Origin of the sequence: Pseudoduganella umbonata (assembly GCF_014192225.1) — a bacterium.
Taxonomy (GTDB): Bacteria; Pseudomonadota; Gammaproteobacteria; order Burkholderiales; family Burkholderiaceae_D; genus Rugamonas; species Rugamonas umbonata.
In genome coordinates this window covers 18,459-34,439 of the sequence record NZ_JACHXS010000013.1, presented here as the reverse complement: position 1 = coordinate 34,439, position 15,981 = coordinate 18,459, and the positions used below count along the sequence as shown (strand labels likewise).

Below are 15,981 nucleotides of genomic sequence, written 5' to 3'. Positions count from 1 at the left end.
TCCTTGTCAGGCCGCCTGTTCGAGCGCGTCGACGAACATGGCGGCTACCTGGAAGCCCGTCTGCTGCGTGATCTCCTGGAAGCAGGTCGGGCTGGTGACGTTTACCTCGGTCAGGTAATCGCCGATCACGTCCAATCCTACCAGCAATAAGCCGCGCTCTGCCAATACCGGACCGATCGCCTCGGCAATTTCACGGTCGCGCTCGGTGAGCGGCTGGGCCACGCCGACGCCGCCGGCCGCCAGGTTGCCGCGCACCTCGGTGCCTTGGGGAATGCGCGCCAGCGAGAACGGCACCGGCTTGCCGCCGATGACGAGGATGCGCTTGTCGCCCTTGACGATCTCGGGAATGTAGCGCTGCGCCATGATGGTCTGGCGGCCGTTCTGCGACAGGGTTTCGATGATCGCGCCGAGGTTCATGGCGTCGGCCTTGACGCGGAATATGCCGGTGCCGCCCATGCCGTCCAGCGGCTTGAAGATCACGTCGCCATGCTCGGCGTGGAAGGCGCGCAGCCGCGTTTCATCGGAGGTGACGATGGTCGGCGACGTGAACTGCGAAAATTGCGCGATCGACAGTTTTTCATTGTGGTCGCGGATCGCCTGCGGACTGTTGAACACCTTGACACCCTGCTTTTCGGCCAATTGCAGCAGGTAGGTGCCGTACACGTACTCCATGTCGAACGGCGGATCCTTGCGCTCCAGGATGATGTCGAATTCGGACAGTGCCACGTCTTTGGACGGCGCCGCTTCGTACCAGTCTTCCTGCCCGCCACCCGTCATCGTAATGCGCGAGACCCAGGCGCGGACGATGCCGTTCTCCAGCGCCATGTGGCGCTGCTGGAACGCATACACCTCATGGCCGCGCTTCGCGGCCTCGGCCATCATGGCGTACGTGGAGTCCTTGTAGATCTTGAAGTTCGCCAACGGGTCGGCAAGGAAAGCTATTTTCATGGACACATCCATTCAAGGTAATGGCTGATTCTAGCCGAGATTACAAAGGGCCATCGGTACTGCCCGGTCGCCGGCACCACCTGCATGAGCCATCAAAACCGGTGACAGGCTCCAGTTATTTTGAAACATTTCTGCAAAACCGGTGACAGGCTCCGGTTATGCACAAACATTTCCTGGTAACTGGAGCCTGTCACCGGTTTTGCGGCAACATGGCCCGGCGCTGGTCAGCGGTACCAGTGGCCTTAATACACCTCGGGGTTCGGATCGGTGCGTTCCATTTCCAGCGAGGCGGCCAGCAGGGCCAGCCGAGCCACCACGCCATACACATAGAAGCGGTTCGGTGCGGCGGTGCCGGGCTTTGCCTTCAGGTCGGGAATGGCGTGCTGCTGCGCGAAGGCCAGCGGCACGAATTCCGAGCCGGGCGCGTTCAGGTTCTGGTCCACGCCGCGCTCCGCGTGCACCCGATAGAAGCCGCCGACCACGTAGCGGTCGATCATGTAGACGACCGGCTCGGCCACCGCGTCCTTGATGCTTTCGAACGTGGGCACGCCTTCCTGAATGTTCAGGTCGCTGACGACCTTGCCATCCTTGACCACCGACATCTTCTCGCGCTGCGCCGCCGACAGGTCCTTCAGCTCGGCCGCGTCGCGGATGCTGATGATGCCCTTGCCGTATGTACCCGCATCGGGCTTGATGATGACGAACGGCTTTTCCTTGATGCCATATTCCTTGTACTTCTTGCGGATCTTCGCCAGCACCGCATCGACATTGCCGGCCAGGCAATCCTGGCCCTCCCCGGTCTGCAGATCGACCTCGCCGCACCGGGCGTGGAACGGGTTCACCATCCATGGGTCCACACCGATCAGCTTGCCAAATTTCTTGGCCACTTCATCGTAGGCGGTGAAATGGTTGTGCTTGCGGCGCAGGCCCCAGCCCGCGTGCAGCGGCGGCAGCAGGCTCTGCTCGTGGATGTTCTGCAGGATGTCCGGCGTGCCGATCGACAGGTCGTTGTTCAGCAGGATCGTGCACGGGTCGAAATCCTTCAGTCCCACGCGGCGGCCATTGGCGGAGCGCTCGAGCGGCTCGACGACCAGCATGTTCCCGTCCGGCAGCGCCAGCGGCGTCGGCTGCGTGATGGCCGGATCGAGCGTGCCCAGCCGCACGTGCAGGCCGGTCTGGCGGAAGATCTGCGCCAGGCGGGCGATGTTTTCCAGGTACGTGGGGTGCCGGTTGTAGCTTTCCGGGATCACCAGCAGGTTGCGCGCGTCCGGGCAATACTTGTCGATCGCGGCCATCGCGGCCTGCACCGACAGCGGCAGCATCTCGCTGGCCAGGTAATGGAAACCACCGGGAAACAGGTTGGTGTCCACCGGCGCCAGCTTGTAGCCCGCATTACGCAGATCGACCGAGCAGTAGAACGGCGGCGTATGTTCCTGCCATTCCAGGCGGAACCAGCGCTCGATGGCGGGGGTGGCGGCCAGGATTTTTTCTTCGAGATCGAGCAGCGGTCCGGTCAGGGCCGTGACGAGGTGGGGAACCATGCTTACTTCCTTGTAGTGAGAGGCGAACTGCGTGCCCGCCTTGCGAAGTGAAGGCGGACTCACCAAATCAGGGCAAAAATGCCATTTTAAAGGTCTGCAAAGCAAAAAAGCGCCCCGCAGGGCGCTTTGGACGGCAAAACGTACTGTTTAGATGTGGTACGCGCTTTCGCCGTGGCTGTTGATGTCCAGGCCTTCGCGTTCCTGTTCTTCCGGCACGCGCAGGCCGATCACCACGTCCACCAGCTTGTAGGCGATGAAGGCGACGATGCCGGACCACAGGATCGTGACGCCCACGCCGATCAGCTGCGTGACCACCTGGCCGCCGATCGAGTAGTCCGCCGATGCCTTGTTGGCCACGTAATCCCAGATGCCCTGGCCACCCAGCGACGGTGCCGCGAATACGCCGGTCAGTACCGCGCCCAGGATACCGCCCACGCCGTGCACGCCGAACACGTCCAGCGAGTCGTCGGCGCCCAGCATGCGCTTCAGGCCGTTCACACCCCACAGGCAGACCACGCCGGCCAGCAGGCCGATGACCAGGCCGCCCATCGGGCCGACGAAGCCCGCTGCCGGGGTGATCGCCACGAGACCGGCGACGGCACCCGACACGGCACCCAGCATCGACGGCTTGCCCTTGAAGATCCATTCGGCGAACAGCCAGGACACGGTGGCGGCGGCAGTCGCCAGCAGCGTGTTCACGAAGGCCAGCGCGGCGATGTCGCCCGCTTCCAGCGCCGAGCCGGCGTTGAAGCCGAACCAGCCCACCCACAGCAGCGAAGCGCCGATCATCGTCATCACCAGCGAGTGCGGGGCCATCGATTCACGGCCGTAGCCAACGCGCTTGCCCATCATGTACGCGCCGACCAGGCCGGCAACGGCTGCATTGATGTGCACCACGGTGCCGCCGGCGAAGTCCAGCGCGCCGTGGCTCCACAGGTAGCCGCCCTTGGCGGTCACGGTGGCCAGCGAGGCGGCATCGGTGATCGCGTCGGGGCCGGCCCAGAACCAGACCATGTGCGCCATCGGCAGGTAGGCGAACGTGAACCAGATCACGATGAAGGCCAGTACGGCGGCGAATTTCGCGCGCTCGGCGAAGGCACCGACGATCAGGCCGCAGGTGATGGCGGCAAACGTGCCCTGGAAGGCGACGAAGATAAATTCGGGAATGACGACGCCCTTGCTGAACGTTGCCGCATAGGCGAACGTACCGGCGACGGGGTCATAGATGCCGTTCAGCAGCGCACGGCCGAATCCGCCGAAGAACGCATTGCCTTCGGTGAACGCGATCGAGTAGCCATACAGGCACCACAGCACGATGATCAGCGAGAAGATCGTGAAGATCTGCATCAGGATGGACAGCATGTTCTTCGAACGCACCAGGCCGCCGTAGAACAGGGCCAGGCCGGGAATCGACATCATGATGACCAGCAGCGTGGAGACGAACATCCAGCTGGTATCGCCCTTGTGCGGCGTGGGCGCGGCGGCTGGTGCGGCGGGTGCTGCTGCTTCGGCTGCGGCAGGTGCGGCCGCGGCCGGTGCCACCGCTGGTGCGGCTTCGGCGGCGGGCGCCGCGGCGGTGGCCGCCGGTGCGTCGGCGGCCGCCGTGTCCTGCGACCAGGCCGGCGCGGCACTGAACGCCATCAGCATGGCTGCCCCGGCCAGCCACTTCGTTATGATTTTCTTCATCGGATTCCCCTTTTTATTTAGAGCGCATCGTTGCCGGTTTCGCCGGTCCGGATACGGATCACCTGTTCCAGGTTGTACACGAAAATCTTGCCGTCGCCGATCTTGCCGGTGCGCGCGGCCGTTTCGATGGCTTCGATGGCCTGCTCGACGATGTCATCGTCGACCGCCGCTTCGATCTTGGTCTTGGGCAGGAAGTCGACCACGTATTCAGCGCCGCGGTACAGCTCCGTGTGGCCTTTCTGGCGACCGAAGCCTTTGACTTCGGTCACGGTTATCCCTTGCACGTTGATCGCGGACAGGGCTTCACGCACCTCGTCCAGCTTGAACGGCTTGATGATGGCGGTAATCATTTTCATGGCAGGCCTCGTTTTGTTTCAGAAGGTTTTGGACAGGGTCAGCACGGCGCCCGATTTACCCAGGTTCTTGCCGTTCGGGGCGATATAGGCTTCGGTATTGGTATCGACATAGGCCAGCGATACCGTGGCAATGCCGAAGTCCTTGGTAACGCCTACTTTCCAGTCGGTGTAGTTGGCGCCATCGTTATTCTTGACTTTCTGGTGGCCCACGTGCAGGTTCAGGATGAAACCTTCACCCAGTTCCTGGTTGACGGAAGCATCGAGGTACTGGCTGTTCTTGCTGTCGGCAAAGCCGAACAGGTTGGTCAGCGAGTGCGAGTACTTCAGCGTGGCGGGGCCGTAGCCGACCTGGCCGTACAATTCAAACGTGTTCGCGCTGGTCGGCAGGGAGTTCGATGCGTAGATATAGCCCAGGCCGCCCACGTCGTACGTGAAGCCGGAGCCGATGTCGCCGCGCTTGCCGGCATACACGTCCCATTCGACACTGCCGTCGCCGCCGCCGTCCTTGACCCACTTGATGGTGGACAGCCAGGTGCCGGCGTAGAAACCTGTCGGGTTGTTGACCCAGTCGGCGCCGCCCTGCAGCGCGGGTTTCAGGCGGGTTTGCGAAATGCCGCGGTAACGGTAATCGCTGGTGACGGCCGCGTTAAAGCTGATCTCGTTGTCCGGTTTCGCCTCGGGTGCCGCGGCGGCTTCCTGTGCCTGGGCCTGGCCTGCCGCGATGCATGCGAACAGGACGGCGATGGACAGGGCGGAGCGCTTGCTCGGGTATGACATGGCGATTTCCTTTTGAGTGAACTTTTATTGCGGTTTAAAATTCGTTTGACGCGTTGTCCTTTTAGCTAAAGCAGAATGCATGCCAGCAAATAGTTGCTGAGCTTAAAGCCGAGCCGCGGAGCGTGACGCCGCTTTCGCACCAAATAATCTTCGTACTGGCACCATTGTGGTGCATCCGTCCGAAAAACCTCACCTGGAGCCCATCGTGGACATGAACGCCTTTTTTACCGACCTGCAATCCAAGATCAACAACGTCATCGAGAACTCACCCGCCAAGGACATCGAACGCAATGTGAAGGCGATGATGACGCAGGGCTTTTCCAAGCTGGACCTGGTGACGCGCGAGGAATTCGACATCCAGGCGCAAGTGCTGGCCAAGACCCGCGCCCGACTGGAATTGCTGGAAACCCGCCTGGCCGAGCTGGAAGCAAAAATGGCGGCTGAAAAGGCCCCGCTGTAACGGCCGTTCCCCCTGTCGGGACGCAAGGCCGGGCTTGACGCGACGTTCTACGATGCCGGATCGTCCTGTCGCTGTGGGGAATCATGAGCCTGGCCGTCCTGAAAAGCCGTGCGCTGAACGGCATCGAAGCGCCTGAAGTCAGCGTCGAAGTCCACCTCGCCAACGGCTTGCCGGCGTTTCACGTCGTCGGCCTGGCCGAAACGGAAGTCAAGGAAGCACGCGACCGGGTACGCGCCGCCATCGTCAACGCCGGATTCGAGATGCCGGCACACCGTATCACCGTCAGCCTGGCGCCGGCCGACCTGCCCAAGGAATCCGGCCGCTTCGACCTGCCGATCGCGCTCGGCATCCTGGCCGCTTCGGGCCAGATCCCCGCGAAGTCACTGATCCGCTATGAATTTGCCGGCGAGCTGTCGCTGACGGGCGAGCTGCGGCCGATCCGCGGCGCGCTGGCGATGACGTTCGCAATGCAGCGGGCGCACTCGCGCAGCGCCTTCATCCTGCCGCTGGCCAATGCCGACGAGGCGGCCCTCGTCGAGGGTGCCGCCGTCTATCCGGCGGCCACGCTGCTGGAGGTGTGCAATCACTTCTGCGCAGCCGATGACACCGTGCGCCTGGCGCGGTACCGTCCGGTTGCCCAGCCGGTGCTCGTCGAGTATCCCGATTTCGCCGAAGTCAAAGGGCAATGGCATGCCAAGCGGGCGCTGGAGGTGGCTGCAGCGGGCGGCCACAGCATCATCATGGTGGGGCCTCCCGGTGCCGGCAAGACGATGCTGGCCTCGCGCTTCCCCGGCCTGCTGCCGTCGATGACGAACGACGAAGCGCTGGAAGCCGCCGCCGTGCAGTCGCTGACGGGCACGTTCACGGCAGCTGCCTGGAAGAAGCGGCCATATCGCGCACCGCATCACACATCGTCCGGCGTGGCGCTGGTTGGCGGCGGCTGTCAATTCCAACTATTAACGCGACTACACACGTAATCTAGCGACTGTACTCAGCAGCATTAAGCATCTGAGAAAATCCTTTAATGCTCCGACAGCAACAGCTGGGTAGGTTGAGCCGCGGCGAAGGCGCACTATCGCCATTAGCAGACTCATGTGAGGGCGCTAGGGCACTGCGCCTAGAAATCGGCAGTGTCGTCAGCGCCGAACGCCGGCAGTTGATGACGACGGCGCGATACGGGGAAAGGCGGAGGACCGCCGAACTGGGCTGAATCTATGTGATGGACCGCAACCGAGTCGAGATCGACGCGCAAGGTGGCTTCGTATTGCTTATAGCCAGCACGATCTACAGATGCATTCTGAAACGGATTCAACCACTTATCAGGTTCACCAGTGTGTTTTGGTGTCGGTACTCGTTCGGTGACTAAATAATCAGGCTCAGTTTCCTCATCTGACAAAGTCTCCAAGTAGGCTGTCAACTTAGCCCCTTTCGGGAGCTCTATTGTTTCGACAACAGCGGCTTTGTGGAACAATACAACGTTAATCCCGCTTGAGGCCTGCACAGATGGAAAAATGATTCCGTCGAGTAGGGGGTCGTTCTCGTTGCCGAGGAAATCCGCAATCGCTTGGGTTGAAAGATACTCAAATTCTTCATCACCGGGCATCACGGGTTTGACCAATCGGCGCGTGAGGGAACGCAGGAAAAATGCTCGTCCCAAACGACGACCATACTCTGGATCGAAGATGCTGCCTGGCTGGTGAATGCTTGGCAGTGCTGAGAGATCAAGTAGACTAATCGGGCGAATGATATCGAACCGCGCGACGGCAACCCTGCTCCCTACCGGAGGGCGAACTTCAGCAATCGCCACCTTTGCTTCTGTCGCACCATAGAAGACTGAAATACCCCTGGCGTTCATCCGGCCTGCAGCCGCATACTTCGCCGGCGGGGGGCCAAGTCGGAGATCCGGTCGGCACAGAGCTTCTTCCAAGGGAGGATCGGAAACAAATACTCGGGCACGGTAAAGGTCAGCAATCTCTTGGCCTGGCCCAGCATTAACGACGACAGGCTTACCATTGAACGTTTTCAGCAGGTCGATATGCCCAAAGACCTTCGCCAAGTGGTCAGCGGCAGACCGACTAAAAAAACGCGCTTCGGTTTTAAGGGATGCTTCGAACTGGCTCCATTCCTCTTGCAATGCTCGATCACTGGCCTTCTTTGCTTTATAGAAGGACTCCTCAGCAAACTCTGTTTCTTGCCCCATCTCAGCCGAATCTCGGTCAGCAAACGCGTTTTCGAGGATGATCTGTACTTTCTGAGCTATCTCCTCCGAAACCTCCGCCGCTTCCATAATCGCTTCAATTACCGGCTGGCCCTCTCGATACCACTCTTCGTGGCGAGAGCCATCCGAGTATTCGGGTGTCCTTACATAGTGCTCTTCAAACGCAGCACTAATTCGATCGGCCAGCTCATCAATGGAAATGACAGGTTCTTCGGTATCGCAGTAGCTGCACAGACCGATTTTGCTGCGCTGTTTGATCTCATGAGAAAGATGCGATTCGTGTACGCAGTCACCGCAGATGTAGTCCACGGACAGCTCGCCCATAGATTCAGGAAGATGCATAGCCAAACCTTCGTTTCAGATGCGGCTCAGCATAGCAGTCCCACTCGTATATAGGCAATTGTTCTCGATCGCCACCAGATGGCTTGCCCTAGGGCACCTCAAAAACTCTCCGTCCGTGGCATGATGGCGGTGCATCGAACTTAACGACTCTGCCATGATAGAACCCAACCTGTTTGCCGCTCAGGCGCGAGGCCAAGCTGACGAAGCTTGGCGATGCGCTGCAAGTGCTGGAGCCGCATGTCGATTTCGCAGCACTGGCTGCAGCAGTCGACGAAGCGGTACCACGGTCAAGCCGAGAACGCGGCGGGAGGCCGCCGTTCCCGACCGAGATCATGGTGCGGATTCTGCTGATCCAGCAGCTGTTCAATCTCTCCGACGAGCACATGGAGTTCCAGTTGCTGGATCGCCGCAGCTTCCAACGCTTTGCCGGACTGCGTGATTCGAGTCAGATTCCGGACCGCACCACGATCGAGACTTTCAAGGAGCGCCTGATCACAGCCGGCACCAGCGAGAGCGTGTTTGACGCCGTGAACCGGCAACTCGCAGGGCATGGCTACATTGCCCATGGCGGCCAGATGGTTGATGCTTCCATCGTGCAGGCGCCGAAACAAGTCGCTGACCAAGGAAGAAAAAGCGACGGTTGTGGGCGACAACGCCATGCCAGCTGACTGGTCGCCGCCGAAGCGGCGGCAGAAGGACCTGGACGCACGCTGGACGAAGAAACAGAAACAAGGCAAGCCCTACTTCGGCTACAAGCTGTCGCGCTGCAACCGGCGCATCGCCATCCCGCGTGCACACGTCGAACATGTCTTCACCGACCCGGCCAAACTGGGCGGCAAGGTGCTGCGCTCAATTGGCCTGGCGCATGCAGTGCTGCATCTGCACTGCAAGGCAGCAAGCTATAACCTGCGCCGTCTTTGCTACCTGCGGGAAGCAAAGATTTCGGCGTCTTAATGCTCAAAGCTCGTCTGGACCACCGAAAGCGGTGAGCCTGGACGGGAAATGAGCCACAACAAGGCTCGCCAGGTCATGCTCTGACCTCTTACGCCGCCGTATTCTTCACGTCTAAGCCCGGATTATCGGTAATTCGAGGTGCCCCATAGTCTCTTCTCTCAGCGGGAATGCGGATTGTCGGCAGCAGTCTCTAAGGAGCAATCGGATTCGCATAGCAAAAAACGCAGCATATAGCTACCGGCATCTGGAAAGTAGGAAGTAAATTTAGGGGCTTAGTCTGCTGCGTAAATCGGAACATCTTATGTAATCGCAAGCCATAAATGCAGAAAAACTACCAGACCTATATAGAAGAAAATAACTCCAAAATAATATCTTTTTCACGAATCAGCAAACTCTTCACTATAAAGGGATTTACAGAAATTGTTTCAGAGACCGTGTGCGGCTTTAATGCGAATTTGGTTCGCAGCCCTAAACGCTTTAGTAAATTCCAAATGAATTCGACTGCTTCGTCGGGGACGCTGACTCCTACTCCACCACCGATTAGAGTATCCATATGCGCCTTAACGTCCGAAGGCCATGGCTCACCAACAAGAGACGGGGCGCCCACCGACCGAATCAATAAATTTTTCCCATCTCCTATTAAGAGGGCAATTGGTTGCCTGACTTTGGCATTTCCAGTAGCACTGACTTTGATGTTGCCAAAATACTTCTTGAAACGTGTACTGCCTATCAAAATGACTATTAATTTCTGAGATGATCTATCGAAATGAATTGAGAATGAACTAAGCGAAACATCCTGGTCAGCAAGAGCTATTCTCACTTTTTCACGGACCATTCTATCGACGAAATTGTCGGTTAGCTTGATACTTATTCCATCGTCTGAGACAGGTGCTTGACCTTCGTCGGTACGTGTTCTTGCACCACGAGAAGTAAAATGAAATCGGATTATATCATCTTTGACGATTATAGAACGATTTTGTAAGTTCATGCTGCGTAGACCCATCGGTAACGCAACATCGATCTTCTTGGAGAGTATGTTAGCAAAAACTGAAGCCACAACGCGAGAACGAATGCCAGAAACAAAGAGCCCCCCTCCATCATCAATCGCTTTGATTAGCGGAGTGGAAGCCGCTCGCACATATATTTCGTCCAATGTCGCCCCCTGCCAACGCAGGAAAAGTGGCATTATCAACTCGACCTCTCCAGCAACACTCGTTCCGATTTTTATTGTAAGAATCTGAGAGAGAATGATCTGATCAATACGCTCTGAGAAAGCGCTAGAAGACTTGTCGACTGAGTGCAATTCCCATGTTCTAACCTCAATCTCGAAATCTAAATTGCGGAAATTCGGGGTTAGGTACGAAACCGCTTTCTTCACATCTTTATGACTTAACCGAAATAGCAACTCTAAAGTGTGGGACGAAGGGGTCGCTTTACGCACACTATTACGTGCCGCAAAAAGATGCTGCGTTAGAGTATGGTTTTCAACAGAAGGTAAAGAGCTAATAATAGTTCTTGAGGAAGTGATCAAACCATTCGCAAGAGAACTATTTTTATGAAAACTTTCCGACAACTGACTAAATTGTCCTGCAATTCTCTTCCTGTTTTTTTGAGAAACCCTTTCATCTCGGGACATGGTTACCTCGGTGAAGATTCATTCAGAGCGGCTTCAATTCCGTCCGCTATAGACTTGAATTCAGCGGCTCGGAGCTCAAATTCCTGATATGTACTCTTGAGTTCGAGCATTTGGTCAGAAATATTAGCCACTTGCAAAGAAAGGTCTGTCAAACGTTGACTCATCTCCTTTTCCCAAGAGTCGTCCAATACGCATTTAACTTTGCAATACATATAGCCCTCATATTGCAAAGCTATAGGCATATAACCCGCTTGATAAATGCGAGATGGTCCGTTAGCGAAAACTAGCCGTATATCATCGATTGAATTGAGTGGATAATCATCGTCAGCGGATTCTGGATAAAGAATATCTCGCAATGAGAGCGGTGGAATAGATATTTCACGAAAAAGAAAGTGGAGAGGGTGTAGGGCTCCACGATATCCAAAGCCTTCAGTCCTTAACGTTAAAAAGAATTCCCTCCAATCCTTCTTTACAAATTCGCTAGCTAATCTCTTTTGCTCATCTATCATAGACCGCGACAATCCGATTATTGCGGACTCATGCTCAAGAATGCTAATCCATCGATTCATCGCTTTTTCATATTGAGCTCGCGACCCTGCCAAAAAGTCAAGTGCCTTGGCAATCGCGCCCGCTAAATCTCTCGATATATCCTTTCCATTGAAGTAGACCCTAAGATCTGCAATGGCACTAGTCTGAACTTGCGGTGTCGGGAACGTAGAAATACACCAAAACGACAAACGTACATCACTTAAGAAGCTCAAGTGTTCTGACCCAATTAAAAACACCTCTTCCGGATTGGCTCGAGTGAAAGTTATAGACCGGGATTCCTCACGAATATGTTGCATATGACCTCTTCGCGTAACTATATTTAGACCAAGAATTCAAATACGGATTTGCAAGAAAATACTACAACCCTATCATGAGCCCCAGTATTTTAGTCTCGCATTCGTTCCGACGTAAAAATTTCACGCATGAACATATGGACGCAAATAGCTGCGAGATAAAAACGAATTGGATTTTCTTCGGCGCCGCAAATAAGAACCCATAAGATGACAATTATTCCCGCCACGAATGCTAAACTAGACTCTATAATTTGCAGTGATGTTAGCTCTCTCAAGATACGCTGTGAACCCACGTTCTCATTCCAACCACAACAACCGACGTAGCTACAGCCAAACTTAGCAGTAGCATAAATGAAAAATAGGAAGGAGCTCGATAGTGGCAAGAATTCTTCTGATAGTGAATTGCCTAAGAGTGCCCAAGCGCCCATGGATATTATAATAAACCAATGCATAGCATTATCCCAAGATCGCCTATTTGGAATTAACCGTGGTTCACGCGAGAAAATTAACCAATTTAATGAACCAGGCATTCCTCCGAAGAAAACTCCTGCTAACTGAACAAGTGTTACTCCAGCACTCAGCAGCGGACTGCCATCTAGAAAAATCTGCAACCACACATGTAGGATTGCAAAAGGAGTAACTGCTATATATCGCCTTCTTAATTTCGAGGAGTGCATTCGTCGCGATATTTGGTGTTCAGTGCATCTGATGCAGCTTCCATGGTTCGAAAGCCTGCCGCAATTTCTCTATGGTGGACGTCCAAAGGTGGGGTGTCTTTTTCTACCAAACGAAGGTAACATTGTCCAGAGTGAGGAGGAGTAATTCGTTGGATTATAGACCAGTACTTGTTGAGATCATTCTCGGAGCCAATGGCGCCATCATCCCTGACGCAATTCCCATTACAGCAAATTGTTGAACTGCGAGCTAAAAGCGTAAATGCATTCGTTATTTCCATTGGCCCAGAAGAGGCGACTTGCACTCCCTGCGATCCTTTTTGCTCTACAAAAAGGTTTATTTCCAATAGCTGCGTGTTAACCGAATTTGATAACAGAATAAGGGTGTTTTCCTCTGAGAATTTTATTGATTGCACCCGTAACGATTTTGGAACCTTCAGTTCTTGCGGGATTTTCCAGATAATAATCTGGGGCAATGAATTTCTAAAGTTAAATTTCACGCTAGTGCCATCTCGAAAGTAATCTGCCTCAATAATCTCCGGTAGAACGACGGTTATATTGCCAATTGAAGCGTCAACAAAATCTAAAGAGTCATATTTCGATTTTGAAGTTGCGGTTGAGGTTGTAAATCTAACTTCCCCCCGACTACCCAAGCGCTTGAATCCATCAGGAGTAATAATATTCAAGGGGAAGTACCACAGCAATGATGAGATTGGAAACGATCCGCCCGATATTGATGAGCTATGTACAAGCTTGAAAAACCTATTTATGCCAGATGCGAAAGACGAAGCGTTTATCCTCCAGCTAATCTTGTTTATCGCAGCTTGGCTAGCAAGCGCCTGAAACCCAATTATTGAATTGATTATAAAAGTAGCGCAGGAGGTCTTGAGTAATGCGCGGCGCGTCTTAGAAAATACCATTTTCTTATTGGCATTTTGCAACGACCGCAACCAAAATGACTCATTCATCACTTGCTCGCCTAAATAGGGGTTAGCTTGGGGTCATAAAAATCTTCTTTTTAATTAATGTACTTGGTAAGCTGCAAACTGACTAGAAATTTATCACTTAGCACCACATCAGGAATACCAAAAGTTGGTTTTCTGCGACAAAGCCAAAGTCGACGAGATATGCTCACGAGAATTCTTTATGTTGGGAAATTTGCATCAAGTAGGCCTGTAGAGCTCACCGAAAAGACGTATAGCAGGCGCATGTTAGATCAGGGGAGCCGACTGAATAAGTGCCACCGGCATTTTGATAGCGCTCACAATGCCACCATGAAAGTTCTGCTGCCATATGGAATGCTATTCGCAAGGGAAAGGGTCGGATCAGGCGCAATCTGGATATTAGATACTGCCCGTGTTTTGATGTGCGCCGAAGAATTGGAAGGATGGCCCGAGCTGCACGGGCATCTGTCGTCACGGCAGCGCGCAATGGGAGATAGCCATCAGCCCAGGCTCGCTGCTACGCTACTCCAACTCATATTTCCTAGCCTCCAAATTCGCGTTATGCCTACAAGTAAACGCGCGACTGGGGTACATTACGTTACCTCTAGTACGTGAGCACTACCATATGAGTGAGACCTTAATAGACGAGTTTCCGGCTGACGACAAGCTTTGGCTTATCAAGTGGATTGACGGGTTCCAGCAAGCACTTCACAGAACAGGCTCAGCCGGTATATCCGTGCTTCTTCAGGAACTGCCACGGTCATCACTGGCGCAAATTTCCGCCATGACGACCGAGGAAATCATAGGCATGCTAGGCCAAAAGAGCGATACACTCAACTTGGTTCGTGTCACTCTGCACGTAGGCACTATTTCCAAATTTTCAATTGGCGACATATACCAGAACAAGCGTTTAGTTACACAGCTGCGTTATGAAGAATTCCGTATAACTTTGCCACCTGGCGAAGACGACAGCTTGGAATACAGTCTAACAGATGATTTTCCCTTACCCAGGTATTGGACAAAAGGTATTCCAAGTAGAATACTGAACAGCTCTGAATTCAGTGGCTTAACATCTAAAATTCAAGGGGAAAGCCAAAGATTTTTTCAATCGCGCTGCGTGCTCATTGAACGCCGTATCGCAGACAAGCACACGATGTTCGTGATACCTCGCACTACGATCTTCAAGTCGTTTTATGCCTTGAATTCGCCCTTGGCGAATGCCTTTTGCGACGGCCCTTGGAAAGACCAGTTGGAGGTGGCCATATGCATCAACGACATCAAGTCTGGGCAGAAAACCCGTATGTATGAAGGACAATGGGACATTGTTCTACAGCTGAACATGCCAGACCCATGTGCACCTCTACTAGCCGTTTTATACTTTGATGATTACGGTAGAGAATCGGCCAATCTCATCTATTCGCGGAGCTTGCAAGAGCGCAGAGCAAGCGAGTCATCCGTATGGTTCGCCAATGCACGGATTCCATATCAGGCCAAACAGGAGCCCTTATCACTGACTTTCCGCTGTCTTCGTATTAAAGCCGCTGGATACCTGGATAAGGGCACAAAACTCCTAGTGACGAGCATTACCAAGTCGAATTGGCCCAGCCATTATCCAACCATCGTGCTTGGCCGAACGAACAATAACAGGGATGGTGATACTGTAGAGTTCACTGACGAACCAAAACCCTTTGCCCAGGAAACCACCGATCAGGTCGGTTTGGAAGATACCGTGATAAGCGCGGCGCTTGATGCGCAGGAACAGTCGCACACAAATCACTTTCAAGGTATTGACTGGCAATGGGAAAACGCTCCGACGACTTTGGAGATGAAGAAAGAGTACAGCAAGCGTTATGGTGGAAAGAGGGTCACGGTCGATAACGAGAGCAACATGACTTCAACTGGCCATCCGACGTATGAACAGGGAAACTATCCGAAGTCCGATATCAACCAAGAAATCCGACTGCCGAATCTTCATTTCTCGCATGTCTATGATGTATTTCTACAGCTTAGCAAAGACGGCTTACTTTCTGATTGCAGTGCGTTTGGGCCGCGCCTATCAAGATTACGGCAATGGCGGAATGATTTATCAGTGTGGTCGTTCGTGGAACCTCCCGAAACGATATACCGCGCGAGAACTAGGCCAAGCTGGCGAATTTTAGAAAAAGGTAAGCACAGAGTAAGCAATACGTACCGCAGTGCACTCATAGTCAATTTTTCATATTGTGGCATCATGTTTTATTGGATCGAGATCGAACACCGACCCACAGAAACCGGATTCAAATCGGTGGTCATGTGGAACATTATTGAAGATGCCTACACTTGCTTAGAGAAAGCGGTTGAAATTATTGCGCAGCGCAAAGGTTCAAACATAGAAGCCGCCTTTTATAACGCATTCGATAGACATACTGTGCGTTTTGCAACCAGACGACACGGCTATAACGCTGAAAAAACCGCCATGACGCCATCATCAGTGAAACGATTCTTGCAAGAACTTAGTTCCGCCAATTTTTTGCAGCCGTTGTGAGCCCCCCACTCCATCTTTCCACAGCAGCGGCAGCGCAACAGGACTGCATGCGTTATTGTTAGCATTTCCTTGCTCCTTC

The 15,981-nt window shown here is 54.1% G+C and carries 11 protein-coding genes and 2 pseudogenes; 4 read left to right on the top strand and 9 right to left on the bottom strand.

Annotated features, from left to right (window positions below):
• Positions 1-6: 6 nt before the first annotated feature.
• The 5 genes from gshB to FHS02_RS26520 form a co-directional block, all read right to left on the bottom strand.
• A complete protein-coding gene (gene gshB, locus FHS02_RS26540) occupies positions 7-948 on the bottom strand; it encodes a glutathione synthase (RefSeq protein WP_137316055.1) in 942 nt (313 codons plus the stop codon).
• A 242-nt stretch (positions 949-1,190) separates the two neighbouring features.
• Positions 1,191-2,489 (bottom strand): glutamate--cysteine ligase, encoded by a 1,299-nt coding sequence (gene gshA / locus FHS02_RS26535; RefSeq protein ID WP_137316054.1) that lies wholly within the window; start codon positions 2,487-2,489, stop codon positions 1,191-1,193.
• Between the two features lie 147 nt (positions 2,490-2,636).
• Complete coding sequence (gene amt, locus FHS02_RS26530; protein WP_137316053.1) at positions 2,637-4,175, bottom strand: ammonium transporter; 1,539 nt, start codon at positions 4,173-4,175, stop codon at positions 2,637-2,639.
• A 17-nt stretch (positions 4,176-4,192) separates the two neighbouring features.
• Complete coding sequence (locus FHS02_RS26525) at positions 4,193-4,531, bottom strand: P-II family nitrogen regulator (protein WP_137316052.1); 339 nt, start codon at positions 4,529-4,531, stop codon at positions 4,193-4,195.
• An 18-nt stretch (positions 4,532-4,549) separates the two neighbouring features.
• Positions 4,550-5,308 carry a TorF family putative porin gene (locus FHS02_RS26520; RefSeq protein ID WP_137316051.1) on the bottom strand — a complete coding sequence of 253 codons (759 nt, stop codon included), beginning with the start codon at positions 5,306-5,308 and terminating at the stop codon, positions 4,550-4,552.
• A gap of 205 nt (positions 5,309-5,513) precedes the next feature.
• On the opposite strand from FHS02_RS26520, the gene FHS02_RS26515 reads away from it, so the two are divergent.
• Both FHS02_RS26515 and FHS02_RS26510 read left to right on the top strand, forming a co-directional pair.
• The gene (locus FHS02_RS26515) at positions 5,514-5,768 is read left to right on the top strand and encodes an accessory factor UbiK family protein (protein ID WP_137316050.1); all 255 of its coding nucleotides are present in this window, start codon (positions 5,514-5,516) and stop codon (positions 5,766-5,768) included.
• Between the two features lie 83 nt (positions 5,769-5,851).
• Positions 5,852-6,709: pseudogene (locus FHS02_RS26510) on the top strand (YifB family Mg chelatase-like AAA ATPase); the annotation flags it as partial.
• A gap of 176 nt (positions 6,710-6,885) precedes the next feature.
• Here the strand turns inward: FHS02_RS26510 and FHS02_RS26505 are convergent.
• A complete protein-coding gene (locus FHS02_RS26505; protein ID WP_137316048.1) occupies positions 6,886-8,328 on the bottom strand; it encodes an RES family NAD+ phosphorylase in 1,443 nt (480 codons plus the stop codon).
• A gap of 173 nt (positions 8,329-8,501) precedes the next feature.
• Here FHS02_RS26505 and FHS02_RS26500 point away from each other — a divergent pair.
• A pseudogene (locus tag FHS02_RS26500) lies at positions 8,502-9,282 on the top strand (transposase).
• Positions 9,283-9,622: 340 nt separating this feature from the next.
• On the opposite strand, the gene FHS02_RS26495 reads toward FHS02_RS26500, so the two are convergent.
• The 3 genes from FHS02_RS26495 to FHS02_RS26485 form a co-directional block, all read right to left on the bottom strand.
• Entirely contained in the window at positions 9,623-10,918 is a 1,296-nt protein-coding gene (locus FHS02_RS26495) for a hypothetical protein (protein WP_137316047.1), read from the bottom strand.
• Between the two features lie 2 nt (positions 10,919-10,920).
• Positions 10,921-11,763, bottom strand: coding sequence for a hypothetical protein (locus FHS02_RS26490; RefSeq protein WP_137316046.1), 843 nt, complete (start codon positions 11,761-11,763; stop codon positions 10,921-10,923).
• Positions 11,764-12,418: 655 nt separating this feature from the next.
• A complete protein-coding gene (locus tag FHS02_RS26485) occupies positions 12,419-13,402 on the bottom strand; it encodes a hypothetical protein (protein WP_137316045.1) in 984 nt (327 codons plus the stop codon).
• 601 nt (positions 13,403-14,003) lie between these two features.
• On the opposite strand from FHS02_RS26485, the gene FHS02_RS26480 reads away from it, so the two are divergent.
• On the top strand, positions 14,004-15,902 hold the full coding sequence (locus FHS02_RS26480) for a hypothetical protein (RefSeq protein ID WP_137316044.1): 1,899 nt from the start codon (positions 14,004-14,006) through the stop codon (positions 15,900-15,902).
• The last annotated feature ends 79 nt before the right edge of the window (positions 15,903-15,981 follow it).

Coding starts and splice junctions, on each gene's coding strand:
- gshB (WP_137316055.1), bottom strand. CDS start 948: ATGAAAATAGCTTTCCTTGCCGACCCGTTGGCGAACTTCAAGATCTAC.
- FHS02_RS26495 (WP_137316047.1), bottom strand. CDS start 10,918: ATGTCCCGAGATGAAAGGGTTTCTCAAAAAAACAGGAAGAGAATTGCA.
- FHS02_RS26485 (WP_137316045.1), bottom strand. CDS start 13,402: ATGAATGAGTCATTTTGGTTGCGGTCGTTGCAAAATGCCAATAAGAAA.
- FHS02_RS26520 (WP_137316051.1), bottom strand. CDS start 5,308: ATGTCATACCCGAGCAAGCGCTCCGCCCTGTCCATCGCCGTCCTGTTC.
- gshA (WP_137316054.1), bottom strand. CDS start 2,489: ATGGTTCCCCACCTCGTCACGGCCCTGACCGGACCGCTGCTCGATCTC.
- amt (WP_137316053.1), bottom strand. CDS start 4,175: ATGAAGAAAATCATAACGAAGTGGCTGGCCGGGGCAGCCATGCTGATG.
- FHS02_RS26490 (WP_137316046.1), bottom strand. CDS start 11,763: ATGCAACATATTCGTGAGGAATCCCGGTCTATAACTTTCACTCGAGCC.
- FHS02_RS26525 (WP_137316052.1), bottom strand. CDS start 4,531: ATGAAAATGATTACCGCCATCATCAAGCCGTTCAAGCTGGACGAGGTG.
- FHS02_RS26505 (WP_137316048.1), bottom strand. CDS start 8,328: ATGCATCTTCCTGAATCTATGGGCGAGCTGTCCGTGGACTACATCTGC.
- FHS02_RS26480 (WP_137316044.1), top strand. CDS start 14,004: ATGAGTGAGACCTTAATAGACGAGTTTCCGGCTGACGACAAGCTTTGG.